Annotated in this window: 20 protein-coding genes; 8 read left to right on the forward strand and 12 right to left on the reverse strand. The window is 31.1% G+C overall.

Translation table 11 applies throughout. From position 1 onward, the window contains the following. The first annotated feature begins 13 nt into the window (after positions 1–13). The 6 genes from ABD766_RS05765 (at position 14) to ABD766_RS05790 (ending at position 6,186) form a co-directional block, all read left to right on the forward strand. Complete coding sequence (locus ABD766_RS05765; protein WP_344815775.1) at positions 14–1,900, forward strand: M1 family metallopeptidase; 1,887 nt, start codon at positions 14–16, stop codon at positions 1,898–1,900. Positions 1,901–1,979: 79 nt separating this feature from the next. Beyond that, entirely contained in the window at positions 1,980–2,393 is a 414-nt protein-coding gene (locus ABD766_RS05770; protein ID WP_344815776.1) for a hypothetical protein, read from the forward strand. Positions 2,394–2,406: 13 nt separating this feature from the next. Then, positions 2,407–2,799 (forward strand): ribonuclease P protein component, encoded by a 393-nt coding sequence (rnpA, locus tag ABD766_RS05775; protein WP_344815983.1) that lies wholly within the window; start codon positions 2,407–2,409, stop codon positions 2,797–2,799. Positions 2,800–2,899: 100 nt separating this feature from the next. Continuing rightward, positions 2,900–4,534, forward strand: a complete 1,635-nt coding sequence (locus tag ABD766_RS05780) for a S41 family peptidase (protein ID WP_344815777.1) — start codon at positions 2,900–2,902, stop codon at positions 4,532–4,534. Continuing rightward, on the forward strand, positions 4,534–5,349 hold the full coding sequence (locus ABD766_RS05785; RefSeq protein ID WP_298303334.1) for an OmpA family protein: 816 nt from the start codon (positions 4,534–4,536) through the stop codon (positions 5,347–5,349). The genes ABD766_RS05780 and ABD766_RS05785 overlap by 1 nt, the downstream gene beginning before the upstream one ends. Before the next feature lie 3 nt (positions 5,350–5,352). Further along, complete coding sequence (locus ABD766_RS05790) at positions 5,353–6,186, forward strand: OmpA family protein (RefSeq protein ID WP_344815778.1); 834 nt, start codon at positions 5,353–5,355, stop codon at positions 6,184–6,186. Here ABD766_RS05790 and ABD766_RS05795 read toward each other — a convergent pair. The 6 genes from ABD766_RS05795 to ABD766_RS05820 form a co-directional block, all read right to left on the reverse strand. After that, a complete protein-coding gene (locus ABD766_RS05795; RefSeq protein WP_344815779.1) occupies positions 6,183–6,638 on the reverse strand; it encodes a GNAT family N-acetyltransferase in 456 nt (151 codons plus the stop codon). The genes ABD766_RS05790 and ABD766_RS05795 overlap by 4 nt on opposite strands. 1 nt (position 6,639) lies before the next feature. Further along, positions 6,640–7,623, reverse strand: coding sequence for a DUF4837 family protein (locus tag ABD766_RS05800; protein ID WP_344815780.1), 984 nt, complete (start codon positions 7,621–7,623; stop codon positions 6,640–6,642). A gap of 39 nt (positions 7,624–7,662) precedes the next feature. After that, complete coding sequence (locus ABD766_RS05805) at positions 7,663–9,999, reverse strand: LysM peptidoglycan-binding domain-containing protein (RefSeq protein WP_344815781.1); 2,337 nt, start codon at positions 9,997–9,999, stop codon at positions 7,663–7,665. 101 nt (positions 10,000–10,100) lie between these two features. Then, positions 10,101–11,288: a phosphoglycerate kinase gene (locus ABD766_RS05810; protein WP_344815782.1), complete on the reverse strand. Its 1,188-nt coding sequence runs from the start codon at positions 11,286–11,288 to the stop codon at positions 10,101–10,103. A gap of 77 nt (positions 11,289–11,365) precedes the next feature. After that, on the reverse strand, positions 11,366–11,527 hold the full coding sequence (locus tag ABD766_RS05815) for a hypothetical protein (RefSeq protein WP_344815783.1): 162 nt from the start codon (positions 11,525–11,527) through the stop codon (positions 11,366–11,368). Next, complete coding sequence (locus ABD766_RS05820) at positions 11,517–13,478, reverse strand: hypothetical protein (protein WP_344815784.1); 1,962 nt, start codon at positions 13,476–13,478, stop codon at positions 11,517–11,519. The genes ABD766_RS05815 and ABD766_RS05820 overlap by 11 nt, the downstream gene beginning before the upstream one ends. 227 nt (positions 13,479–13,705) lie before the next feature. On the opposite strand from ABD766_RS05820, the gene ABD766_RS05825 reads away from it, so the two are divergent. Together ABD766_RS05825 and ABD766_RS05830 are read left to right on the forward strand one after the other, a co-directional pair. Then, positions 13,706–14,854 (forward strand): DNA polymerase III subunit, encoded by a 1,149-nt coding sequence (locus ABD766_RS05825; RefSeq protein WP_344815785.1) that lies wholly within the window; start codon positions 13,706–13,708, stop codon positions 14,852–14,854. Between the two features lie 3 nt (positions 14,855–14,857). After that, positions 14,858–15,241 carry a DoxX family protein gene (locus ABD766_RS05830; protein WP_344815786.1) on the forward strand — a complete coding sequence of 128 codons (384 nt, stop codon included), beginning with the start codon at positions 14,858–14,860 and terminating at the stop codon, positions 15,239–15,241. Here the strand turns inward: ABD766_RS05830 and ABD766_RS05835 are convergent. From ABD766_RS05835 to ABD766_RS05860, 6 genes are all read right to left on the reverse strand, one after another. Further along, on the reverse strand, positions 15,238–17,508 hold the full coding sequence (locus tag ABD766_RS05835; protein WP_344815787.1) for a helix-turn-helix domain-containing protein: 2,271 nt from the start codon (positions 17,506–17,508) through the stop codon (positions 15,238–15,240). The two genes, ABD766_RS05830 and ABD766_RS05835, sit on opposite strands and share 4 nt — an antisense overlap. 100 nt (positions 17,509–17,608) lie before the next feature. Next, positions 17,609–18,187 (reverse strand): OmpH/Skp family outer membrane protein, encoded by a 579-nt coding sequence (locus tag ABD766_RS05840; protein ID WP_344815788.1) that lies wholly within the window; start codon positions 18,185–18,187, stop codon positions 17,609–17,611. Between the two features lie 234 nt (positions 18,188–18,421). Then, positions 18,422–19,273 (reverse strand): class I SAM-dependent methyltransferase, encoded by an 852-nt coding sequence (locus ABD766_RS05845; protein WP_344815789.1) that lies wholly within the window; start codon positions 19,271–19,273, stop codon positions 18,422–18,424. Between the two features lie 144 nt (positions 19,274–19,417). Next, complete coding sequence (mnmG, locus tag ABD766_RS05850; protein WP_344815790.1) at positions 19,418–21,289, reverse strand: tRNA uridine-5-carboxymethylaminomethyl(34) synthesis enzyme MnmG; 1,872 nt, start codon at positions 21,287–21,289, stop codon at positions 19,418–19,420. Positions 21,290–21,374: 85 nt separating this feature from the next. Continuing rightward, positions 21,375–21,794: an rRNA maturation RNase YbeY gene (gene ybeY / locus ABD766_RS05855; protein ID WP_344815791.1), complete on the reverse strand. Its 420-nt coding sequence runs from the start codon at positions 21,792–21,794 to the stop codon at positions 21,375–21,377. Beyond that, the gene (locus ABD766_RS05860) at positions 21,787–25,173 is read right to left on the reverse strand and encodes a hypothetical protein (protein WP_344815792.1); all 3,387 of its coding nucleotides are present in this window, start codon (positions 25,171–25,173) and stop codon (positions 21,787–21,789) included. Before ABD766_RS05860 ends, ybeY begins: the two co-directional genes overlap by 8 nt. Between the last annotated feature and the right edge of the window lie 116 nt (positions 25,174–25,289).

Raw genomic sequence — 25,289 nt, forward strand, 5'->3', positions numbered from 1 at the left:
TATTTAAAATCTGATGAAAAAATTTATTGCGCTTTCTTTTTTTATTACAAGTTTTTCAACTTCTTTTTCGCAAAGTAATGGTTATTGGCAACAAAAAGCTGATTACAAAATGGAAGTTTCGATGGATGTTAAAACATACCAATACAAAGGAAAACAAGAATTAATTTACACTAATAATTCTTCAGATACTTTACGAAAAGTATTCTACCATTTGTACAATAACGCTTTTCAACCAGGAAGTGAAATGGATATGCGATTGCAGTCTGTAAAAGACCCAGATGGCAGAATGGTAAATAAAATTAAAGTTGACGATAAAACAACTAAAAACGAAAGTCGAATAGCCAAATTACTACCGAATGAAATTGGTTATTTACACATTTCAAATTTTAAACAAGACGGCCAAAGTGCTGTTGCTAAAGAAGTAGAAACTATCTTAGAAGTTACTTTAGCTAAACCTATTTTACCTGGACAAACAACAACTTTTACATTAGATTTTGAAGGACAAGTTCCAATTCAAATTCGCCGTTCTGGACGAAATAACAAAGAAGGTGTAGAACTTTCAATGGCACAATGGTATCCAAAAATTGCCGAATTTGATTTTGAAGGATGGCACGCAGATCCTTACATCGCAAGAGAATTTCATGGTGTTTGGGGTAACTTTGATGTAAAAATAACAATAGACAAGAATTACCTTCTTGGCGGAACAGGCTATCTACAAAACGGAAACGAAATTGGATATAACTATCAAAACGAAGGTGTTATTGTAAAAATCCCTAAAAAACAGAAAACGTTAACTTGGCATTTTGTAGCTCCAATGGTGCACGATTTTACTTGGGCAGCAGATAAAAATTACATCCACGATGTAGTAAAAACAGATTTTGGAACCACACTGCATTTTTTATACAAAAACAATCCTAAAATTATTGAAAACTGGAAAATAGCACAACCAAAAACCGTTCAGTTATTAAACTTTTTTAATACTACCGTTGGTAAATATCCTTATGAGCAATATTCTGTTATTCAAGGTGGCGATGGCGGAATGGAATATGCAATGTGTACTCTAATCTTAGGCGAAGGAACACTTCAAGGATTGATTGGTGTTATTGCTCACGAAATGGGTCATTCTTGGTTTCAACATGTTTTAGCTACTAACGAGAGTAAACACTCTTGGATGGATGAAGGATTTACCTCTTTTATTGAAGATTTAGGAGTTAATGAGTTGGATGAAAAAAAAGTCGCTAATCCGTTTGCTGGTGCATATAAAGCTTACATAAATTTAGCAAATTCTGGCAAAGAACAACCACTTTCAACTCATGCTGATAGATATGATGAAAACAGAAGTTATAGTATCGCTTCCTACAGCAAAGGTGAACTTTTCTTGACGCAGTTAGAATACCTTATTGGAAAAGAGAATTTGATGAAAACAGTAAAAAGATTTTACTCAGAATTTAAATTCAAACATCCAACTCCAAACGATATAAAACGAACAGCAGAAAGAGTTTCGGGAGCAAATCTAGATTGGTATTTAACCGATTGGACTAAAACTTTGAACACTATTGATTACGGAATTAAAAATGTTGAAAGCGCAACTGATGGCGTCAAAAAAACTGGTGTTTCTCTCGAAAGAATTGGAAGAATGCCAATGCCAATAGATATTTTAGTAGAATATACCGATGGCACAAAAGAAACTTTTTACATTCCGTTGCGAATGATGAGTTTTGAAAAAGAAAATCCAACACCAGAAATTAAAAGAACTATTCTGAAAGATTGGGCTTGGGGAAACCCGAATTATTTCTTTGAAATTGATAAAGAGAAAACAGCAATTAAAAAAATCACTATTGATCCTAGCGGTTTAATGGCAGATGTGAAACCAGATAATAATTCTTACGAAATAAAATAAACCAAAAAGCGTTCTAAAGTTGGAACGCTTTTTTTTGGAATAGAATTTGTAGTTTTACACTCGATTAAATTTTTCAATTATGAAACCTTTACATTATATACTTTTTTTACTTACCATAAACCTAGGTTTACACAAAACCTCAGCACAAGTTTACACTTTCAAAACGAGTAGTTTGAGTGTTATGGATAAAAATTCTAAAGGTGGTTGGAACGAATGGACCGAATTTAAAAAAGCTGAAATCATTATTACTTTAGATGCAAATAAAGATCGATTTGTTGTAAATTCAAAAGAGCTTCAATTGTATAAAATTGAATCCTATCTTGAAAAGGTTTCAAATGAAAATGATGATACTTTAGGTTTTATTTGCACTGATAATGATGGTGTTAAATGTGCTATTCTAATTGTTACTCGCAAAAAAGAAAACAATAGAATGCAGTTTTACATCAACTATCCAGATTTGAAAATGGTGTACAATATTTATACTACCAAATAATTTGTCAACAGAAGTGGATTTCAAATATCCGAAAAAAGAAAAACTTAAAAGCAGAAAAACCATCGATTTGCTTTTTACTGAAGGAAAATCTGTCTCAAAATTTCCTTTACGATTGGTTTATACATCTATTGAAGATTGTGAAGGAAAAATAAAATTTGGCGTTTCTGTTTCCAAAAAACATTTCAAACATGCCGTAGATAGGAATTATTTCAAACGAGTTTTACGAGAATGTTACAGATTAAATAAACATTTGATACTCGATAATTTAGAACAAAAATATGCTGTTATGTTTTTTTATCAAACCAAAGAACGACTCAGCTATGCCGAAATAAATGAAAAAACAATTTTGCTTTTCGAAAAATGGATAGCCGTTCTTAAAGAAGAACATTTGAAATTGAATTCTTAAGGATAAATTAAAAAAATTAGTTTTCTAATCATATTACAATATATTTGACACTGTTTATTACTTTCGTAAATTCATAATACAAGAAAAAAGAAATACAATTATGTTTCAATACTTTAAAAAAAGATATATAATTCCGATTGTTGCCTCGGGTTTTTTATTTGTTGGCGCTAGTTTCAAAGACGATTTTTTTGAAATTGCTAAGCAAATTGAAATTTTCACAACACTTTTCAAAACCGTAAATCAAAACTATGTTGATGAAGTAAATCCTTCTGAATTGATGGATAAAGCTATCAAAAGTATGTTGGCCGATTTAGATCCATATACTAATTATTTCAACGAACAAGATGTTGTAAAATTTAAAATCAACAACACTGGTGAATATACTGGAATTGGAGCGATGATTACTCGAAAAGAAGATAAGCTAATCATAAAAGAACCATATAAAGGATTTCCTGCAGACAAAGCCGGATTGAAAGCTGGTGATGCCATTATTCAGATTGGTGACGTGCTATTGGCTGATTTTAAAGAAGATGCTTCTCAATTGTTAAAAGGAGCCAAAAACACTAAAGTTGAAGTAAAATACCTTCGTCAAGGAAAAACGCTAACAGCACAAATCGTTTTGGATGAAGTAGAAATAAAAGCCGTTCCGTTTTTCTCAAAAATTGATGAAAAAACAGGATATATTGTGCTTTCTGCTTTCAATAGAAAAACCACTCAAGAAACTAAAGAAGCACTTGAAAAACTAAAAGCAGATGGTGCCGAAAGAATTATTTTAGATTTAAGAGGAAATCCAGGAGGTCTTTTAAACGAAGCTGTTAATGTATGTAACCTTTTTGTGCCCAAAGGTGAAGTTATTGTAACTACTAAATCTAAAAATCCTAAGTATAATGTTACTTACAAGACAACTAGAGAGCCTATCGACTTACAAATTCCGCTAGCAATTATCGTTGATGGAAAAAGTGCATCAGCTTCTGAAATCGTATCTGGTGCTTTGCAAGATTTAGATCGTGCCGTTGTAATTGGTAGCAGAAGTTTCGGAAAAGGTTTAGTTCAAAGACCAATTGATATGACTTATGGAACTCAAGTAAAAGTTACAATTTCTCGTTATTATACACCATCTGGAAGATGTATTCAGGCATTAGACTATTGGCATAAAGACAAAGACGGAAAAGCTACTCGTACAGATGCTTCAAAATATACAGCCTTCAAAACCAAAAAAGGAAGAACAGTTTATGATGGTGGTGGAATTCAGCCTGATGTAGAACTGGAAGAAACCAAACTAAGCACTATTGCTGAGGTACTTCAAAAGAACGATGGCATTTTTAATTATGTAACTAATTACTACTACAAAAATCCTTCGCTTGGAGATAAAATTCCAACCATTACTGATGCAGATTTTGCAGACTTTAAAGCGTTTTTGAAAAAAGAAAAAATTAGCTTCGATACCGAAACAGAATTGGCTTTGAAAAACACTTTAGAAAAAGCTAAAAAAGAAAAAATTGACGAATCTATTAAAGCTCAATACGATCAATTATTTGCTGCTCTACAAAAAAGTGAAGAAGCGCTTTTAGATAAAAATCAGAAGGAAATTAAGAAATTAATTCTGGATGAAGTTATTAAACGCTATCAATACAAAGAAGGATTGTACCAATATTATGTAAAAAATAATCAAGAAATTGCAAAAGCAAGTTCTATTTTGGCTAACCCAACTGAGTACAACAAAATACTACAATAATGTTTCGATTTTTAAAATATTTACCACTTTTATTTTTTGGTTTTATTTCGGCTCAAGAGGAAGCAGTTTATTCTGTTTATTTTGAATTTGATAAATTTTCTTTAGATGATAAACAAGCCAAAGAGGTAGTTAATTTCATTAAAAATACGGATTCTACTAGAATTGAATCGGTACAAATTTTTGGTTACACCGATGATATTGGAAAAGAAGCTTATAATTTTAAACTTTCTACCAACAGAGCCAATACCATTCAAAATAAACTGATAGAAAATGGCATCAAAAACAAAATCATCGTTACCATTGAAGGAAAAGGAAGAATACTTATTGATGATGATATTGTAGATAATCTTCCCGAAAAACGCTCTAAAAATCGTCGTGTAGATGTTGTTTTAAACCTGAAAGAACTTCCTAAATTGGTTTTGCCTGGGTTTTATAATATGATTCAAAAAAATCATGTGGTAGGCGATCATATTTATCTTGAAAATATTCTTTTTGACAAAGGTAGTAGCCACCTTACAACTAAAGCCAAAAGTGAATTAGACAAAGTTGCGCTTTTGTGTTTGAGATATAAAAACATTGAGTTTGAAATTCAAGGACATGTTTGTTGCACGCCACCAAATCAAAAAGAAGCTATTGATAAAGACACTAAAAAACGTCAATTATCAACCAATAGAGCACAATCTGTCTATAAATATTTGGCATTTAGAAGAGTTCCAAAAAACAGAATGACATTCAAAGGATACGGAAATACTGTTCCACTTGGTAAAGAACCAGAATATGACCGACGAGTTGAGTTGGTAATTACCAAGATATAATTTATGAAGCAAATTTATTTGTTTTTCCTTTTTTGTTGTTCCATTCTCTATTCACAAGAAGAACAAAAAACAATTGTAGTTTTATTTAATTCAAACGAATTTGCTTTATCTTCTGAAGCCGAAGGAACTTTGACTGCTTTTTTTTCTGATGAAACTTTAGTCATTGCGTCTATTTCAATTGAAGGTTTTTGTGATGATGTTGGTTCAACAGAAAACAACTTGATTTTATCTACAAATAGAGCGCAATCAGTTGCAAATTATTTGAAAAAGGAATTTAATCTGAATTGCAACTCTATTCTTGGCAAAGGTGAACTTCCTTTGATGAATTCTTCTGTTGATGAATCTAGAAAAAACAATAGAAAAGCTGTTCTAGAAATTACTTTTTCTAAAAGTTCTGAAGAAAATAATATTTCAAACAAAGACTCTGAAAAGCGTTACAAAAATTACAAAACCTTTTCAGATAAATTAGTTGTTGGTGATAAAATCATTATCAAAAATCTACTTTTTAAAGGTAGTTTAACGATTTTTGAAAATCCAGAAGAAGCAATAATCGAACTTGATAAAATTGTAACTTATCTAAATGAAAATCCCAACACAACTATCGAAATTCAAGGTCATGTTTGTTGCATAGGAAGCGCTCATAGCGATGCTCACGACCGATTTTCTGGCAAAAATAATTTATCGCATACAAGAGCTAAAAAAGTATTTGACTATCTAATTGAAAAAGGAATCTCGCCTAACCGAATGACTCACATGGGCTACGGAAGAAAGTTTCCTATTCCAGGCGGAATAGAATCTGATAATAAACGTGTGGAGATTTTAATTACAAAGATTTAATGCTCTCTTTTCATTTCAATATGCGGAATATCGTCTTCTAGATACATTTCGCTTGTTTGAACAAAATCATGGCTTTCGTAGAATTTCTTTAAATACAATTGTGCCGAAATAGTAATTTTGGTTTCGTTAAAATGAATTTTAATTCCTTCAATGGCTTGTTGCATCATTTCGTGTCCAAACTTTTTATCGCGCGCTTCCGGATGAACAATAACTCTTCCGATAGAAGCATTATCGAAATAGTCTCCTGCTTTAAACAATCTTGCGTAGGCTACAATTTTGCCTTGTAACTCGCCAAGTAAGTGTAATGCTTTTTCATCTTTACCATCAATGTCTTGATAAACGCAATTTTGCTCCACTACAAAGACAAGAGAGCGAAGTTGCAGTAAAGAATATAGTTCTTGAAGAGATAGTTCGTTAAATCGCTTTATTTTCCATTTTATACTTTCTGCCATTTTATTTCTTTTTTAAAAACTGAACCGATTTAATAATGGATTCCAATTCAAACATTAAATCTCTTTTTTGTTTTGATGGTGCGTAGCAAAATCCTTCAATTATTAAAATTCTGTTGTTGGTTTTGTCAATAATAGCATAATTGATGAATGGTCCGTTCATTGATTCGTGAAGTAATTCCCAATTTCCTTTGGTTTCAAATGTTTCTCTATTGAAAATTTTGGTTTTTGAAAAATAAGGAGAAAATGCTGGTTCTGTTATCATTCTAGTTTTTGGAACAGCTCCGTGAATATAAATTCTACCAATAGAATCACGAATTTGAATTATTCTGTTGACAGCTTTACCATTGTCTTTAATGCTATTAAGTGGTACTTGATAAAAAACCAAACTCATGTTACCACTTGTAATGTCTTTTTTGAACCAAATAAACTTTTTTCCATGCATTACCATTCGGTATTTGGAAGGAATGTTAATCTTGATGTTGAATTTCTCTACTACTTTTTTGAAATCTAAAACAGAGTCTTTTTTTATTCTATCTTGAAAAACTTTAATTTCTGAAGTTTTTATTCTGCTAATAATAAGCGAATCATTTGCTTGAATGGTATCTAAAATCTCTTGAACCGTTTTACCTGAAACATGAACAACTACTTGAGGATTAGCATATTCATTATTTTCAATTCTAAACTGACTTTTAGCTTCTTTTTTAACCACAATAATATTTCTACTATTGCTCATAAAACCTTCAAGTAGTTTTACTGGATATTGATTCAATGTAAAAATAGGTTCTTCTTGAGGCAAACCTACAACTGGAGAGGCAAATTTATTTCGCACGCTATCACCAATTTCTCCATTCCAAAGTTGGTCGTCGATAATAACGGCAACTTCGTTGGTTTTTCGAGAAGTTTCACTAGTATTTTTAACCTCTTTAGAATCGCAAGAAGTTAGAAAAATAGCTACAATAGAAAATAAAAAAAGGGCTTTATTCATGATTAGAAATAAAGCCCAAATTTATGTAAGATTTTTGTATTATCCGTTAATTTTTAATTTCATTCCAGGTTGGATACTTTCACCTTTGATATTATTCCATTTTTTAATGTCTGAAATGGTAACTCCAGGGAATTTTTGAGAAATACTAAATAAAGAATCTCCTTTTCTTACTTGGTACATTTTCTCTTTAGCTTTCTTCTGATTGGATGCATAATCGTTCTTCTTAGCTTTTTTATCTGCTATAGAAGCGATTTCTTCTTTACCAACTATTAGTTTGTCACCTTCTTTGATATTTGTGTCTGAAAGCGAATTTAATTCTAATAAATCATTAACTGTTGTATTATATTTTCTAGCAATAGTTCCAAGATATTCGCCTTTACCAACTACGTGTTCAATATTTTTTAGTTCAGCTTTAGAAGTTGGTTCTTCTTTGGCTTCTGCTAAACTTTCACCTGAAATAATTAACTGCGTTCCTACTTTTACATTGGTATCAATTAAATTATTCCATTCTTTAATGTTTTGAACTGTAATATTATTTTTTCTTGCAATAGCGCTCAGATTATCACCTTTAGCTACAACATAATAGTTTTCAGATTTTGAAGTTGTATCAACTTTTTCTTCTTTTTTCGCTTTAGAAATTTTTGGTTCAGCTGCAGCTATTTCTTCTTTTTTAGATGCAAAAGGTTGTTTAACTTCTTTCTTAACGGTTGTAACTACTTTCTCGTTTTTGATAATTTTTAGGTTATCGCCTAGACCAATATTGCTTCCTTTTATTTTGTTCCATTTCTTAATGTCGGCAACAGAAACTTCATATTTATCGGCAATTTCACCAAGTACATCACCTTTTTTAACTTTATGATATTTAGTAACATCTTTGTAAGTTACTACTTTTTCTGTCTTGAAAACTTTTTCAGCTTTTACTTCATTTGAAGCAATGCTGATGTTTTCATTAGAAATTACTTTAGGCAATTTGGTTGCAACTGAATCGGCTTTTGAATCTTTTTTGTCTTTGTAAGCTATTCTTTCTGTAGAGACAATTTTAAGATTTCTTCCCAAAGGTGCTTTGTTACTTCTTAATCCATTCCACTTTTTAATATCACCAATTGAAACTTGATATTTATCTGCAATTTCGCTAAGATTATCTCCTTTCCTTACTTTATGATATTTGGTTCTAGTGGTAAATTCTCTCTCGGCAAAAGCAACATTAGTAGAATCATTTTGTTTAACAGATGCTAGACGCTCATATGGACGTTCTCTTTTGTCTGCTTGATATTTTACATAGGCATAAACCTTGTCTTCGTTGGAAGCAAAAATTGCAATCTTATCTTTTGGTAATCTCAAGAAGTTTTTTTCACCAGAAATTGCTGGAATTTCATTTCTCTTAAAAGAAGGATTGAAAAACTGGATTTCAGCCACTGGAACATCTAACAAATCTGAAATTTGTTTAAAAGTCATGTGCTTTTTAATCAAAATTGTGTCAGTTGCAAAATGATTGGCAACAGCTTTATTCGGAACTATTCCGTGTTCTTTATGATATTCAAAAATATACATTGTTGCTAAAAAAGCCGGAAGATATCCTTGAGTTTCCTTTGGAAGATTTTTTCTAATGTTCCAATAGTTTTGTTGACCTCCTGAACGACGAATAGCTTTGGCAACATTTCCAGGACCAGAATTGTAAGACGCTAAAACTAAATCCCAATCACCAAAAATTTTGTACATATTGGTCATGTATTGGGTTGCCGCTTGACTTGCTCGTAAAGGATCGCTTCTTTCATCAACATAAGAAGTAATGTTCAAACCATATTGTTTTCCTGTTTGATACATAAATTGCCACAAACCTGTCGCGCCAACTCTAGAAACCGCTCTCGGATTTAAAGCAGATTCGACAACAGCAAGATATTTAATTTCTAATGGGATGTTTTGAACCGCTAAAGCTTCTTCAAATATTGGAAAATAAAACTGAGATATTCCCATCAAACGTTCAAATCCTTTTTTTCTGTTTTTTAAGAATGACTTAATAACATTTTCTAAACCAATGTTGTACTCAATATTGAAAGGTGATTTTTCGTCTAATATCTTTAAACGTTCTTTCAATAATTCTGTTGGCAATTCATAATCAACAGGTTTATCGATATCAATATTTTTTATATCTTCTAGAAGAGTGCTGTAAACGTCTAAAGAGGTTAATTCTTTCATCCAAAGACTATCAATACATGAAGCCATTTCGTCATTAACGAAAGTCGCTTTTATTGAATCTAAGTAGGAAATTTTGGTCTCTTTTTTTACAATCGAATCTTGTTGTGTTGCAACTTCTTGTCCGAAAACAACTGAAGAAGCTACCAAAAGAAACGCTGTTAATTTATTTTTTATAATCATATTTTGTATTCTCAAAAATTTGTTAATCAGCATTTTATGCTAAAATGCAAAGTTACTAACTATAACGCAACAATATGTTTAATTATTGTTAAAGTCTTTTTTTAGTCTAAAATTGCCTGAATACCTGGTAAAACTCTTCCTTCAAGCATTTCTAACATAGCTCCACCACCAGTAGAAACGTAACTCATTTTGTCTTCTAACCCGAACTGTTTTACGGCTGAAACAGAGTCGCCACCACCAACTAGTGAAAAAGCACCATTGGCAGTTGATTCTGCAATATATTCTCCTAAAGTAATGGTTCCGTGAGCAAATTTTTCCATTTCAAAAACACCTAACGGACCATTCCAAAGAATTGTTTTTGAATCCATTATAATTTTTTTGAAATTTTCTAATGATTTTGGTCCTGCATCAAGTCCTTGCCATCCGTCAGGAATTTCACGAACATCAACAATTTGTGTTGCTGCATCATTTGAAAAAGCATTGGCAGCTACAACATCAACTGGAATATGAATGTGAACACCTTTTTCTTTGGCTTTATGTAAAATTTCGATAGCTAAATCTAGTTTATCGTCTTCACAAATAGAATCTCCTACTTTTCCACCTAAAGCTTTGATGAATGTAAAAGTCATTCCACCACCAATAATCATGTGGTCTACCTTATCTAAAATATTTTCAATAACGGTAATTTTTGAAGAAACTTTAGAGCCGCCAAGAATAGCGGTAACTGGTTTGACAGAATTTTTTAAAACTCTATTCAAACTATCTATTTCTTTTGCCAAAAGCAAACCGAAACATTTTTGATTTGGGAAAAATTGTGCCACAATTGTTGTAGAAGCATGTGCTCTGTGGGCAGTTCCAAAAGCATCATTTACATAGATATCTCCAAGTTGAGAAAGTTCTCTAGCAAAATCTACATCTCCAGCTTCTTCTTCTGCATAAAAACGTAAATTTTCTAGTAGTAAAACTTGACCTGGTTTTAAATTTGCAGCAGTATTAAAAGCAAATTCACCTCTGCAATCTGAAGCAAATTCTACATTTGTTCCAAGAACTTCTGAAACTGTTTTAACGATATGTTTTAAAGAATATTTTTCTTCTTTTCCTTTTGGTCTTCCTAAATGCGACATTAGAATTACACTTCCGCCGTCTGCAAGAATTTTATCAATTGTTGGCTTTGCAGCTTCAATTCTGTTGGTATCTGTAACATTAAAATTTTCGTCTAACGGAACATTAAAATCTACTCTGATTAAAGCTTTTTTATCTTTGAAATTGAAATCGTTTAAGGTTTTCATTTGAATTGCAGTGTTAATTGATATTAATCTGCAAATATAAGTATTTTGTTTTTTATTGAAAATGAGAAATATCAGGTCTATTCATCATCTGATTCTTCGTCACGCACAGAGTGTATTTTTACTCCTTCTCGCCCGAAAATACTACATTTAAAATCAATTTCTTCAATAATTTTTGGAAACATATTTTTCTTTTCTACAATTGATTTATAGATTCCGTATATAAGTATATTAATCGTCATTGTCTGTAATTAGTGCGTTGTTATTGTTTACTGATAAAATCCAAAGTTTACCTTGATAGGTGTTGTTTATTTTAGAAAGATACAATGCTTGTGCTTCTTGTTCGTTATCGACCTTTTTTAAATAAACATATTTATAATTATTCATTGGATTAATTAACACCTTTGGTGTCAATCCTTTAGCTTTTAATGAATTAAAAAAGTTAACCGAATTTTCTGATACTGAAAACACATTGGCAACTATGTAATATCCTCTTGGTTCATTTGGTATAGAGACAATCTGAACATCAAAAAGTTCTTTTTTATTTGGTTCTTTTATTGCAACTTCTTGTTTGCTAGGCAGCTCTTTTTTACTTGCATCGGCAATCAAATCATTGTTGTTTTTGTTGATTGCCAAAATCTGAATTCTATCTTCGTAAGTATCGTCTAGTTTTGAAAGATATAGATCGACTATTTCATTTAAATCATTGTTTTTCTTAAGATAAACATATCGATAATTATTTAAAACATTAGTGAAAAAGTCGGCTTCGATATCTTTTGATTTTAGAAAAGTTACAAATTCTATTGCGCTTTGTTCTGTTTTAAAAATATTAGCAATAATATAATAACCTGAAGTTGCTGATGAGATTGATGCCGTTTGAACCTCAATAATATTGTTTTTACTATCAATAAAAGTGTTTTTTCTATTTCTGTTAATAGATGAACTTGTTCTATAATCTTCAATTAAAAAATCTTTGTTGGCTGGTATAAATTTTATCATATTATTTTTTGAAGCGACTTTCAATGGTTTATCATCTGTTGATGCATAATTAATTTCACCTGTTGATGGCGTTACTTCTACTCCAAATGCGGTAAAAAACATGAAACATCTATCGCCTACTGATTTTAATCTTAAAGTAGCTTCTTTGATATTATTTCCAATGATTGTATTATTCGGATTTGGTATTGTAAACAAACATGTGTCGTAACCTAGTGTGTTTTTACTATCAGGATATCTATTAATGAAATTCTGATTTTCTATAGTTATCGAACTATTAAAAAAGTTGTTGTCTTTTCTAATGTTTGTGCTTAATGGTGTAAAAAGTTTACTTTCGTTTGAACTAAAAAGTAATTGATCTCCCAAAAGGTTGTTATCACCTTCTAAAGCGGCACAAGCAATTTTTGCTCTAACATTTCCTTCTGGTAAAGTTTGAAATCCATTAAATACAATATCTGTTGACTTGTCTGTAACACCAGCGAAACCATCATAACTTGATACAAACTTTCCACTCATATTTTGGTCTTCATAGACAATAAAAATAGTCCATCCTGCAGAAACGCCACCTTCGATTATTCCTTGAGTTGCTTTTACATTAGCAACTGAATAAACACCCGAAGCATTTGATAATTCTTTTAAATAATCTGTGATATTAGAGTAAACTGCATAGGGAGCAATTTCATCAAACTCATTTTTGCCAGCTCCATCAAATATAACTTGACCCGAAACATCTATGTATTTCTCTTTATTAGGTAATTTTAATTTTACACTAGAAAAAGTTCCTCTTGAAGCGTCTGATGGAATAAACTTTTTTTCTGATTTTTGAATTCCTGCATTATAACGATAAGTTCCTGACCAATAAAGTCCTGCGTAAACTATCTTTTTTCTGTTAGAATTCTCAAGATATAACTCAGCACTACTTGAAGAAAAAGTAGATTCATCTTCATCAATATCAATATAAGCCATATCAAATTCATCATTCAATTTGGCATAAGAAGTAAGATTATAGTAAGGTTCGTTTGGACCGCTTGTAAAGTCAACTCTGTTTACGCTATTATTGGCAATTATAGTCATATCGCCTTTTACAAATCCTTGGTAACGAATTTTAAACGGAACCGAAAGTTGAGCATAATTGGTTGTGCTAACTATAAGCATAGTTAAAAAAACTATTTTTCGAAGAGTAATTTTAGCATTCATGATTCTAAGTTTTTTAGATTGGGGTCTTTAAAACATTTGAAATAATGGTTATTAACAATTCAAAATTATAAAAAATATCGATTAAATGCATTATTTAACCGATTAAATGCTGTTTTCTATTATTTTTGAATACTTTTTCCTGCTTATTAATTAAATTTATATGTTTTTTCTTACGTGTTTTTTAAAGTTATCAACATAATAAATACTATTTTTTATTATCTTTGCTTATGCAGTTTTCAGAAATTTTAGGTCAAGAACATATTAAGAACCACTTAATTAGAAGTGCAAGCCTTGGAAGAATTCCACATGCGCAACTATTTGTTGGTCAAGAAGGATGTGGAACTTTAGCAATGGCAATTGCCTATGCACAATATATCGTTTGCCAAAATTCTGGAAATGAAAATATTGGACAAAATGAAGCTTGTAACCTAAAATTCAATCACTTACAACATCCTGATTTACATTTTATATATCCTACAGTTTCTACAGAAGATATAAAAACAAAACCTAAAAGTTTAGATTTTATTCAAGAATGGCGCCAATTCATTACTGAAAATGTTTATGGTGGATTGTTTGATTGGTACAAAATATTAGGAGTTCAGAATAAGCAAGGGATGATTCGTGTTGAAGATGCCTCTGAAATATTAAAATCATTAGCACTGAAATCGCACGAAGGAGGATACAAAATAATGATTATTTGGATGGCAGATAAAATGAATTTAGAAGCGTCTAATAAACTTTTAAAACTACTTGAAGAACCAACAGACAAGACGGTTTTTATTTTAATTTCTGAAAATGAAGAAGATATAATTCAAACCATTCGTTCGCGTTGTCAAGTATTGCATTTTAACGGATTACCAGAAAATGTGATTTCTGAAGCTTTGGTTTCACGTGAAAAAATTGATGAAAAATTAGCATTCAAAATTGCGCATCAAGCTCAAGGAAATTATAACAAAGCAATGCACTTTTTAAAAGAAGACCATGAAGAATTGCCTTTTGAAAAATGGTTTGTCGACTGGATTCGAGCTGCATTTAGAGCCAAAGGAAATGCCGCAGCTATTCAAGATTTAATTGCTTGGAGTGATCAAATTGCAAGTTTAGGTCGTGAAGCACAGAAGAAATTTTTAAATTATTGTATCGATATGTTCCGCCAAGCATTATTGCTGAATTATCAAGCTGAAAAATTGGTTTATATGGAACCAACAGTTGATAAATTTAAACTAGAGAATTTTGCTCCTTTTGTAACAGGAAACAATATTACAGAAATTTTTAAAGAACTATCCGATGCATCTTACCACATTGAACGCAACGGAAATGCAAAAATTATATTGACCGATTTATCAATAAAACTTACTCGTTTAATTCACAAAAAATAAGCTATGAACAATACAGCATCAGTTTTGGTTTTGGTTTTTCTAACAATAACTTTCATAATGTCGGCGCACGATAAGCTTTTTCATTGGAATGATAATATGGCTTGGATGAAACCTCATTTTGAAAAAACTATTCTAAAAAACTTTGTTCCTCAAGCTCTTGGAGTTTTGGTCTTTTTTGAATTGATTGCCGGAATTTCTTGCGTTGTAGGAATCATAGAACTTTACATTAATGGTGGCAGAATGTTTGGTTTTTATGGTGCCGTTTTTTCTTGTATCTCACTACTAATGATGTTATTTGGTCAACGATTGGCAAAAGATTTTGACGGCGCTAGAACCATAGCCATTTACTTTGTTATAGCTATTTTAGGAGTTTTTTGGTTGAGTTAAACATTTAAACTCGCCTTAAACATTCTTAATTCTTCCCAAGAAAAATCGTCGCCTAATTGTTCTTTCATAGGTGTTAGGGACTCTTCTTTGTAGCCATAAAACGCTTTCGTTAAAATTTCAATTTTATCTTCTGGCATAATATCGTTGATGCTAACGGCTTTATCTTGAATAAGTTTTGTAAAATGTGATAAAATTGTTGCAACAGTAAGCTTTCTCAAATTGGCAATTTCTTCTATCGAATTTCTTTCTACCCAAAGTTCATAAGTGATTTGAGACGTTGGTTTTTTTGGCGTTTTTTCCGACTTCTTTTTCTTTGGCTCGTAATAACTAACGTCTTCTTTATCTTCTATCAAATTAAGGTTGTTTCGTTTGAAATCTTCAACAACTCTCTCAATTTTGTTTAATTTGTAATTCTTTATTTCTGAAGAATTTAAACTTTCTTTGCTAATGGTTTTTCTATTCATAATCGTTTCCATCAACAATTTGGCTTTCATTAATCTTAATACGGCCTTAGTTTGCAAATCTTCTAAATCTAGCAATTCGTCGTAAAATTGTTTGACTTGTTTGACTCTTTTTATTTCTTCAATTTTGTATAAAATTTCATATTCTAGCTTGTCTAATTTGTCAAAAAAATAACCGTAAGCTGCTTGAATTCTATCGTTAATAAACTGATAATCTGTAGTTTCTTGAGAAAATAATTTATTCAATTGAGAAATAAATTTCCTAGATGGATCAATAATTGAATCGCAAAGTTCTAATTGTTGCGCAGCCCAATTGGCAGATTTAGACTTTACAGATTTATCACTATCAAGATAACTAAATTTATGATTACGCCATTCTTGAGCAAGTTCAGTCCAATCAAAACTATTTATTAAATAATTATGAATAAAGTTCTTAGTTTCATTTTGTAAAGCACTTTCTAAGTGATCTTCAGATGCTTTATTCAAAGAATAATCCATTACATCTTGATCGTTAGAAATTCCGTTCATTCTTAACGGAGAAAGCAAAATTAAGCCGTTTAAAGAACGTAAACGAGAAAGTGCAACATACGCTTGTCCTGGAAGAAAAACTTGCGAAACATCAAGCGCTGCTTTGTCAAAAGTTAATCCTTGACTTTTATGAACGGTTATTGCCCAAGCTAATTTAATTGGATAATGAACAAATGTGCCCAAAACCTCTTCTTGAACCTCTTTTGTGTTCTCGTCTATGGAATATCTAATATTTTGCCATTCGTATTTTTCAACCTCAATGGTTTTATTTTCATCAGGAAAATGAATCATTATTTCTTTCTCAGAAATAGATTTTACAAAACCCATTTTACCATTAAAGAACTTCTTTTCAAAAGACAAATCATTTTTAATAAACATGATTTGAGCACCAACTTTAAGTTCTAGTTTTTCTTCAATTGGATAAATCTTATCTGGAAAATCACCTGTTATTTCTGCATAATAAGTTTTTGATCTTCCTTCCAAATCCTGGAGAGATTCTGAATTTATTGTATCTGCTTTTACGTTATGTGTTGTAAGTGTTATGTAACCTTTATTTGTTTTTAAATCAAAATCTGGTTTAACAAATTCATTTAAAATTTGGATGTCATTTTGCGTTATTCGATTGTTTCTCAAATTATTAAGCACCGAAATAAAACGATCATCGGTTTGTCTAAAGATTTTCGAAAGTTCAATATACAATGGCGGAAATTGTTCAATTACATGAGAATGAAAGAAGAATTTTCCTCGATAATATTGCTTTAAAGTTCGCCATTCTTCATCACGAATTACTGGCGGAAGCTGAAGTAAATCGCCAATAAAAAGTACTTGTACTCCACCAAATGGTTGTGTTTTTTTACGAACTGATTGCAGCATAAAATCCATAGCATCCAATAAATCGGAACGTAACATACTGACTTCGTCGATAATCAGTAACTCCATGTTTTTAATAACGGCTTTTTTTAATCCGCTCATTTTGAAGTGTCTACGAAGTGTAGCGCGGCTTTCAAACTTAGAATTATCTGCAAATTGTGGTGTAGAATTATCTGGAATAAATCCGCCAAAAGGCAGTTGAAACATAGAATGAATTGTTACGCCTCCTGAATTTAAAGCAGCAATTCCTGTGGGTGCAACAACTATACAATTCTTGTGAGTGGTTCTAATAATTTCTTTGAGAAGAGTGGTTTTTCCGGTTCCTGCTTTTCCTGTAAGGAATACAGAACGGTTGGTTTGGTTGATAAATTGCAAAACATATTTTGCTTCTGCTGATACAAATTCCATGGCTTATATTTTAAAAAGCAAATATAAAAGTTTGTTAATCAATATACAAAGAAAAAACGCCTTCTTTTGAAAGGCGTTTATCTAAAATTAAAAACTAAAATTATTTCTTAGCTTCTTCTTTTTTATCTGCAGGTTTTTCTTCTTTTTTACCCTCAGACTTGTATTTATCATTCACCAATTTGATTAATTCTTTAGTGATATCGTAACTGTCTTTAGCATACAATACGGTAGCAGCTTCACCTGTTCCAAAAACATAGTCGTATCCTTTGTCTTTTCCGTATTCTTTGAAAATTTTCTTGTATTTAGTTACTAAAGAATCCATTTCTTTTCCGCTTTCTGTTTGCAATTGTTGCAACATTCCTTGTTGAGCATATTGTAATTCTTGTTCTCTTTGTTGCAATTCTGCTCCTTTTTGTTGCGCCCAAGCTTGACCATTAGCCATAGCATTTTGTTTGAAACTAGCTGCTTCACTTTGAAATTTTTCTGCAGCGACTTTCAATCTTGAATCCATTACATCAGCTTTGGCTTTGTATTTTTCTTCAATATCTTTTTTCTCTATAGATTCATCCAAAAGTTTATTGGTATCAACATAAGCTGTTTTAAATTCTTTTGCGTCTGTAGTTTTGTTACATGATACAATTGCAACTGCCATTGCAAGACATACTATAATTTTTTTCATTTTAAAAGTGTTATTTTTTTCTATTTGCCAAAAGTATAAAATTTTAATCGTAAAAGATAAAAAGTTATAAAATTGGCCAAATTTTAATAATATAAGTGTTTGTTATTGTTTTATAAACTTAAATAGTAATCCTCTATTGAAAACGAGTCGAAATAAAGCCGTTTAAGAAACCTTCTCTTTTTTGATAACCAAAGTGATTGTTGTGTTGAAAATGATTAAAATTTCGCTTTTATTTTAGTTTTTAGCGTTTTTTATCACATAAATATGCGAAGAATACTCGGAATTTTGACTTCCTTTCCAATTTGATTTCAATCCGACGAAAAATGCTTTGATGAAATTCATTTTTCCAGATTTATATTTTTCAGATAAAAGACTAACATAAAAACTATCAAATTTCATTGGAAGCACTTTTACTAATTCTAAATTTTCTTTAGCAAATAATTTTTTAATTGCTGTTTTAGAAAAATGCCATAAATGAATTGGCACATCGTAAGCAGCCCAAAAAACTCCATAATGTTTTGCGTCAAATGATTTAAAATTTGGAACAGCTATTATAATCGTTCCGTTTGGTTTGATTAATCTTTTTAATTCTTTAATCTGGTGTTCTAAATCAGGAACGTGTTCTAATACATGCCACATTGTGATTACATCAAATGAATTACTTTCTAGTTCTGAAAGATGTTCTACGAATGAAACTCCTTTTTTGATTGCAATTGTTTTAGCTTTATCGCTTGGTTCAATTCCAATTGTTTCCCAACCATCATTTTTACAAACCGATAAAAAATCACCAACTCCTGCTCCAATATCTAAAATTCTTCCTTTTGCAGATTCTGTATTTATTAACTTTAATTTATTTTTTAAAGCAATTCCTTTTACAAACTGATACATTTTTTCAAACAACGATTTGTTTCCATCAGTGTGAGAAATGTAATCTACACTTTCATAATAACTAGGAAGTTTTTCTAAAGAAGGTTGTGGATGCGTAATCAACATATCCAAATCTTCTTCATAAAGCAATTCAAAAGTTTCTTTTGATACCGAATGATCTTTTACGTTTAAAAAATGTTTTGTCTTTTCAATATTCATTAAATTCTCTTTATTTATAGGTTTTAACAAAGTTAGTTTCACGTGGAACATTTCTAAGTTAAAAGTTAGAAATACAAAATACGAAGGTTAAAATTCAATATTTATTTTACGTCGTGTTCTAAACTTTATTAATCTTGTTTTGAATTATCTTCCCATGTAAATTAGCAATACTGAAATATCACTTGGAGAAACTCCGCTTATTCTTGAAGCTTGTGAAATTGTTACAGGACGAATTTTACTTAACTTTTGTCGTGCTTCAATTGACATCGATTTTATTTTATTGTAGTCGAAATCCTCCGGAATTTTCATATCCTCCAAACGTGTAAGTTTGTCGGCATTGTTTCTTTCTTTCTCAATATAGCCCGAATACTTAACATTGATTTCTGCTTGTTCGATAATTTCTTTATCTAAATTATTATCCTCAATGTATTGCTTTACTTTATCAAACTTAATAAAATCGTCTAAATCAATTTGTGGACGAGAAAAAACTTTAAACATTTTATCCGATTGAACCATTGGCGAACTTCCTTTGGCTTCTAAAACAGGATTTGCTTCTTCGATAGTTACACTGGTTTCTTTAAAGAAATTTACCATAGCATCACTTTTCGCAAACTTCTCTTCCATTCTACGCATTCTCTTTTCTGAAGCCAAACCAATCTCAAATGATTTAGGAGTTAAACGCGAATCGGCATTATCTTGTCTCAAAAGTGTTCTAAACTCAGCTCGAGAAGTAAACATTCTATAAGGCTCTTCTGTTCCTTTAGTGATTAAATCGTCTATTAAAACTCCAATATAAGCTTCATCTCTTTTAAGAATCATTGGCTCTTGCTCTTTTACTTTAAGAGCAGCATTAATACCAGCCATCATTCCTTGAGAAGCAGCTTCTTCATAACCTGTTGTTCCGTTTATTTGACCAGCAAAATATAAACCATTAACTAATTTAGTTTCTAATGTGTGCTTTAATTGTGTTGGTGGAAAATAATCATATTCTATGGCATATCCTGGTCTAAAGAATTTTACTTTTTCAAAACCTGCAACAGAACGTAAAGCTTTAAACTGAACATCTTCTGGTAAAGATGTTGAAAAGCCATTTACATAAACTTCGACTGTATCCCAACCTTCTGGTTCAACAAAAAGCTGATGTCTTTCTTTATCTGCAAAACGATTAATTTTATCTTCAATAGACGGACAATATCTTGGTCCGAGTGATTTAATTCTTCCATTAAACATTGGTGACCTATCAAAACCTTCTCTCAAAATATCATGAACTTCAAGTGAAGTATACGTCATGTGACAAGATCTTTGATGTATTAATGGTTTGGTTTCATCTGAATAAGAAAACTTATCTGGATTTACATCTCCAGCTTCTTCTTGCATTTTAGAATAATCTAATGAACGACCATCAACTCTTGGTGGAGTTCCGGTTTTCATTCTTCCTGATTCAAAACCTACTTTTAATAAATCTTCTGTTATTCCATAAGCAGCACTTTCACCAGCTCTTCCTCCTCCAAATTGTTTATCACCTATATGAATCAAACCATTTAGAAAAGTACCATTTGTTAGAACAACTGTTTTAGCTTTAATTTCAATTCCCAAAGAAGTTTTTATTCCTTCAATTTTTCCGTTTTTGATCATTAAACATGAAACCATTTCCTGATAAAAATCAACATTAGGAGTTCGCTCAAGCATTAATCGCCATTCTTCAGCAAAACGCATTCGATCTGATTGAACTCTTGGCGACCACATTGCTGGACCTTTTGATTTATTAAGCATCTTGAACTGAATTGCAGTTTTATCGGAAACAATCCCTGAATACCCACCTAGCGCATCAATTTCACGAACAATTTGTCCTTTAGCAATTCCGCCCATAGCAGGGTTGCAAGACATTTGAGCAATGTTCTGCAAACTCATTGTAACCAACAAGGTTGAACAGCCTAAATTGGCAGCGGCAGCAGCAGCTTCACAACCAGCATGACCAGCACCAACAACAATAACATCGTATTTTTCTAAAAACATTTTATTTTGATTCGAGACAACTATATGCTCGATTTATTTATTGTTCCACGTGGAACGTTTGTAAATTCAATTTATAAAAAACCAATTAATGTTCCACGTGAAACATTTTGATTTTCTCATCTTCTTTAGAGCGCATTAACAACTCTTCTTCTTCTGTTTTATCTTTATAACCACAATAGTGTAAAACACCATGAGCAAGAACCCTTTTAAGTTCTTCATCAAAAGTAACCTCAAATTCTAAGGCGTTTTCACGAACTCTTTCTATAGAAACAAAAATATCGCCGTGTAATTCGTTTCCTACAGAATAATCAAAGCTTATAATATCTGTATAATAGTCGTGATCTAAGTATTGCTTGTTAATTTCAAGGATGTATTCGTCATCACAAAAGATATAATTAATATCACCTTCTTTTTTATTTTCAGATGAAATAACATTTGAAATCCATGAAGAATATTGTTCTTCGTTTTCAAGTTGAAACTCTAATTCGTAATTGAAACTAATCATTTGTTTTGAAATATTCTTGAACCTTTTGGTTAAAATTGGAGCGCAAAGGTAAGGTTTGTCGGTTTAAAATTTCAACGCTATTCAAATATTCTTGCAAACGTTTAGGTAAAGCATTCGTTGAATTAGTAAATTCTTTTTTATTAGTCTCTGACTGACGTTTCTTTTCTTCGCCTTGTTGTTGAATTGCTTTTTCTAATTTGAGCATTTCATATTTTAGATTAAGCATCTTTTGAAGCACTTCATTATTAAAACCTTTGTTTAATAATTGTTTCTCTATTTGCTTCATTTGATTTAAAGCATTTTGACCTTGACCGCCTAAACCTTGTTTGTTAAGTTCATTTTGTAAAGCTTCTCTTAACTGTTGTTGCTCTTTATAAATCTCCATGATTGCTTTTGCATTACCTTCTCCATCTTCGCCGTTTTCTCCATCAGAATCACCTTGACTGTTTCCGCTACCGCCACTTTTTCCGTCTTTTCCAGATTTTCCTTTACCATCTTTACCTTCCTTCTGACCTTCTTTACCACTTCCTTGTTCACCTTCTTTTCCGTCTTTACCTTCACCAGGCTTTTGACCAGGTTTCATACCTTTCTTCATTTTTTCACCAAGACCTTCTTGCTTTTTAATTATGTCAGGTAATTGCATTCCGCTACCTTCACCAGGTTTTGGTTTTCCTTTTCCTGATCCAGACATTGACATAGACATCTGCATATTATTCATGGTGTCTGCTAACATGTCTGCCAATTTATTAGCCGAACTTGTAGCAAATTGTTGGTGAGAAATTCCTTTTGGTACATTTGCATCTGCTAAAGTTTCTAAAGATTTGTCAACGTTGTATTGAACATTACCAACCTCAGTAGTTACCTCTTCTGCAATTTTAGGATTACGTAATGAAAGCGCAAATAAACTATCATCTACATGTTTAAACTGTTGTTTTAAATCTTGTTGGATTTTAAGGTTTTTATTAAAACTCAAAGAACCTCTTTTTAAACCTCTAAACTCTTTCATAACGTTTTCTTGAGAAAAAGAATAAGCTAATAGATTATCAAGAATTTGGCGTAGCATTGCAATGTCTTCATCCATTTGTTCCATCTCGCCAGATTCCATACTTGCTTGCATGTCTTGACTCATTTGCTTCATTTTCTTTGAAGCACTTTTTTGTTTTGGTTTTGCAGCTGACTTAGAATCTTTCTTTAATTCATCTGAAGCTTTCTTTAAATCTTCATCAATACTTTTCTCTTTTGGAGCTGTATCTGGAAGTTCAACAGGCGTTTTTAATTCTTTATTTTCTTTTTCTAATTCATTAAGTTCTTCTTGAATTTTATCGAACTCTTTGTTTATTTCTTCTTGCTTTTCTGTAGAATTTTCCTTGTCATTATCTGATAATTTTTCTTGCTTTTCTGAAAGCTTGTCTAATTTATTTGCGATTTGTTCTGCTTTCTTTTCTACATAATATTTCTTAGTCAATTCAACTAATTGTTGAAGACTCTTTGTTTGATTTTTACTCTGCTGTTTGAGCTTATCCATCTTTTCAAACAACTCTTCTTTTTGAAGTTTTTCATTTAACTTTTGAAGTTCATCTAAAAGCTTTTTATTTTTTTCTAAATCTTTTTCAACTTTATCTAGACGTTCTTTTAAAACCTCTTTTACTTCATCTTTCTTTTCGGTTTTAACTTTGTCTAAATTCTCTTTCATCTTTTCAGCAAAATTTTTCATCAATTCATCTTGCTGCTTTTGTTTGTTCAAGAAATCATTAACCTTCTGTTGTTCTTTAAATTCAAGATTGTCTTTCTCTTTACCCATTTTTTGCAACTTCTCCATTTCGTTCAATTGCTTATCTTGAGTTTTTAAAGACTTTTCTAAAGAATTAATATTATCATTTTGCTGTTGTAAAACTTGGTCTTCCTTTTCAGATTCTGTAGCAATTCTGTTTGAAAAAACAGAAGACTTTGCGCTCTTAAAATTGTGTAAAGCATCATTATCAAAAATCTCGAAATAATATTCATACGAAACGCCTTCTTCTACTGCTAAATTACTTGGGAAAGCAAAAACAAATTGGTCATAAACATCTCTCTTTACAGCAATTGTTCCACGTTTGGCAAAATTTGGTTTATCTTTTGGATAATAAACTACTTGTAATTTTGAAAGTCCGTAATCATCAGAAACTTGCCCTAAAACATAGTTTTTTTCGATTTTAAGACTGTCTGGCGCATTTCCTACAGTAATTGTTGGAAATTGATCTTTAATCACGGAAATCTGATAATTCAACTTTTCGTAGTTTTGAACCTTATTATTTGAAGTAACAATTTGGTAATCTGTATTTTGAACAATATTTTTTGATAATAAAAATTGATTTTCTTGTTTTGTAAAAGCATACTTAGCTGAAGCATCCAACCATTCCACTTTTTGAGTAGCTAAGGTATTCATTCTCCAAGTTACACGAGTTCCTTCTGGAATGACAGCATTTCCTGTTCCTTTAATTACTTCTGCTTTTTTATTCAAATACCCAGGAAAATTCAAAACCATTTCGAAGTTTGCAATCGATGGAACTGTCACAACATTCAATTCATAATCATTAGACGAAACCTCATTTGCCTCAATATGAAATTCTAAATTCTCTTTTGGTTTAGGAATAACAAACTGAAATTCTCCTGGCTTAGTACTTTCCATAAAATAGCTTTCCTCACCAATAAAAATCATAGCATTTTCTGGAACTATTTTTCCGACTGTTTTAACTTTCAAAAGAAAATCTTGGTTTTGTTCGGTTTGTAAAGACTTATTCAAAAGTTGAAATTCAAATGGAGCTGGCGGTAAAAATTGTTGTTTGTAATTAACCACACGATTCAAACTTTGAGAAATAAAACTACTATTTCCTGACAAATAGAAAAACGCAAAAAACAAAATTGGAATAATTGCTAACGGTAAAAATTTCTTATTACTTCCAAAGTTAATTGCATTTCCAAAAGGAATGGGTTGTAGTGTATTCGCTTTCTGTTCGATTGAAGCAACTAATAATTCTGATTTGTTTTTATCTTGAGATAATTGTAAAAAATTGGTAAGCTTGTCACCTACTTCACTAAAATGATTTCCAATAATTTTGGAAGCGTCGTCATAATTAATTCCTTTTTGAAGTTTGAATAATTTAAAGAGAGGAAATAAAATGAAACGCAACAACAAGAAAAGTTCTACTGCGATGAATGTCCAAAATAAAATGGTTCTCGCTGTAGGTTTTAGCCAAAGAAAATATTCAACAAAAAGCGTAAAAAGAAAATAAAGCAAACCTATTCCGACGAAGAAAATGGTTCCACGTAGTAATTCGTTTGTGTAAAACTTCTTAATAAACTGTTCGAGTTTATCGAATATAATGTTTTGATGTTCCAAAATTGTTGATACTATGTTTATAACCGATAAAAATACAAATTTATACTTACGATAAAAGTTAAATCTTTGTAAAAAGGAATGTATATTAAGATTTGAGTATTAAGTATTAAGATTTT

The sequence above is a fragment of the Flavobacterium cheonanense genome, from assembly GCF_039539185.1.
Classification (GTDB): domain Bacteria; phylum Bacteroidota; class Bacteroidia; order Flavobacteriales; family Flavobacteriaceae; genus Flavobacterium; species Flavobacterium cheonanense.

Coding starts and splice junctions, on each gene's coding strand:
- ABD766_RS05770 (WP_344815776.1), top strand. CDS start 1,980: ATGAAACCTTTACATTATATACTTTTTTTACTTACCATAAACCTAGGT.
- ABD766_RS05780 (WP_344815777.1), top strand. CDS start 2,900: ATGTTTCAATACTTTAAAAAAAGATATATAATTCCGATTGTTGCCTCG.
- ybeY (WP_344815791.1), bottom strand. CDS start 21,794: ATGATTAGTTTCAATTACGAATTAGAGTTTCAACTTGAAAACGAAGAA.
- ABD766_RS05800 (WP_344815780.1), bottom strand. CDS start 7,623: ATGAATAAAGCCCTTTTTTTATTTTCTATTGTAGCTATTTTTCTAACT.
- mnmG (WP_344815790.1), bottom strand. CDS start 21,289: ATGTTTTTAGAAAAATACGATGTTATTGTTGTTGGTGCTGGTCATGCT.
- ABD766_RS05815 (WP_344815783.1), bottom strand. CDS start 11,527: ATGACGATTAATATACTTATATACGGAATCTATAAATCAATTGTAGAA.
- ABD766_RS05765 (WP_344815775.1), top strand. CDS start 14: ATGAAAAAATTTATTGCGCTTTCTTTTTTTATTACAAGTTTTTCAACT.
- ABD766_RS05825 (WP_344815785.1), top strand. CDS start 13,706: ATGCAGTTTTCAGAAATTTTAGGTCAAGAACATATTAAGAACCACTTA.
- ABD766_RS05820 (WP_344815784.1), bottom strand. CDS start 13,478: ATGAATGCTAAAATTACTCTTCGAAAAATAGTTTTTTTAACTATGCTT.
- ABD766_RS05830 (WP_344815786.1), top strand. CDS start 14,858: ATGAACAATACAGCATCAGTTTTGGTTTTGGTTTTTCTAACAATAACT.
- ABD766_RS05840 (WP_344815788.1), bottom strand. CDS start 18,187: ATGAAAAAAATTATAGTATGTCTTGCAATGGCAGTTGCAATTGTATCA.
- ABD766_RS05795 (WP_344815779.1), bottom strand. CDS start 6,638: ATGGCAGAAAGTATAAAATGGAAAATAAAGCGATTTAACGAACTATCT.
- ABD766_RS05810 (WP_344815782.1), bottom strand. CDS start 11,288: ATGAAAACCTTAAACGATTTCAATTTCAAAGATAAAAAAGCTTTAATC.
- ABD766_RS05845 (WP_344815789.1), bottom strand. CDS start 19,273: ATGAATATTGAAAAGACAAAACATTTTTTAAACGTAAAAGATCATTCG.
- ABD766_RS05835 (WP_344815787.1), bottom strand. CDS start 17,508: ATGGAATTTGTATCAGCAGAAGCAAAATATGTTTTGCAATTTATCAAC.
- ABD766_RS05790 (WP_344815778.1), top strand. CDS start 5,353: ATGAAGCAAATTTATTTGTTTTTCCTTTTTTGTTGTTCCATTCTCTAT.
- ABD766_RS05785 (WP_298303334.1), top strand. CDS start 4,534: ATGTTTCGATTTTTAAAATATTTACCACTTTTATTTTTTGGTTTTATT.
- ABD766_RS05805 (WP_344815781.1), bottom strand. CDS start 9,999: ATGATTATAAAAAATAAATTAACAGCGTTTCTTTTGGTAGCTTCTTCA.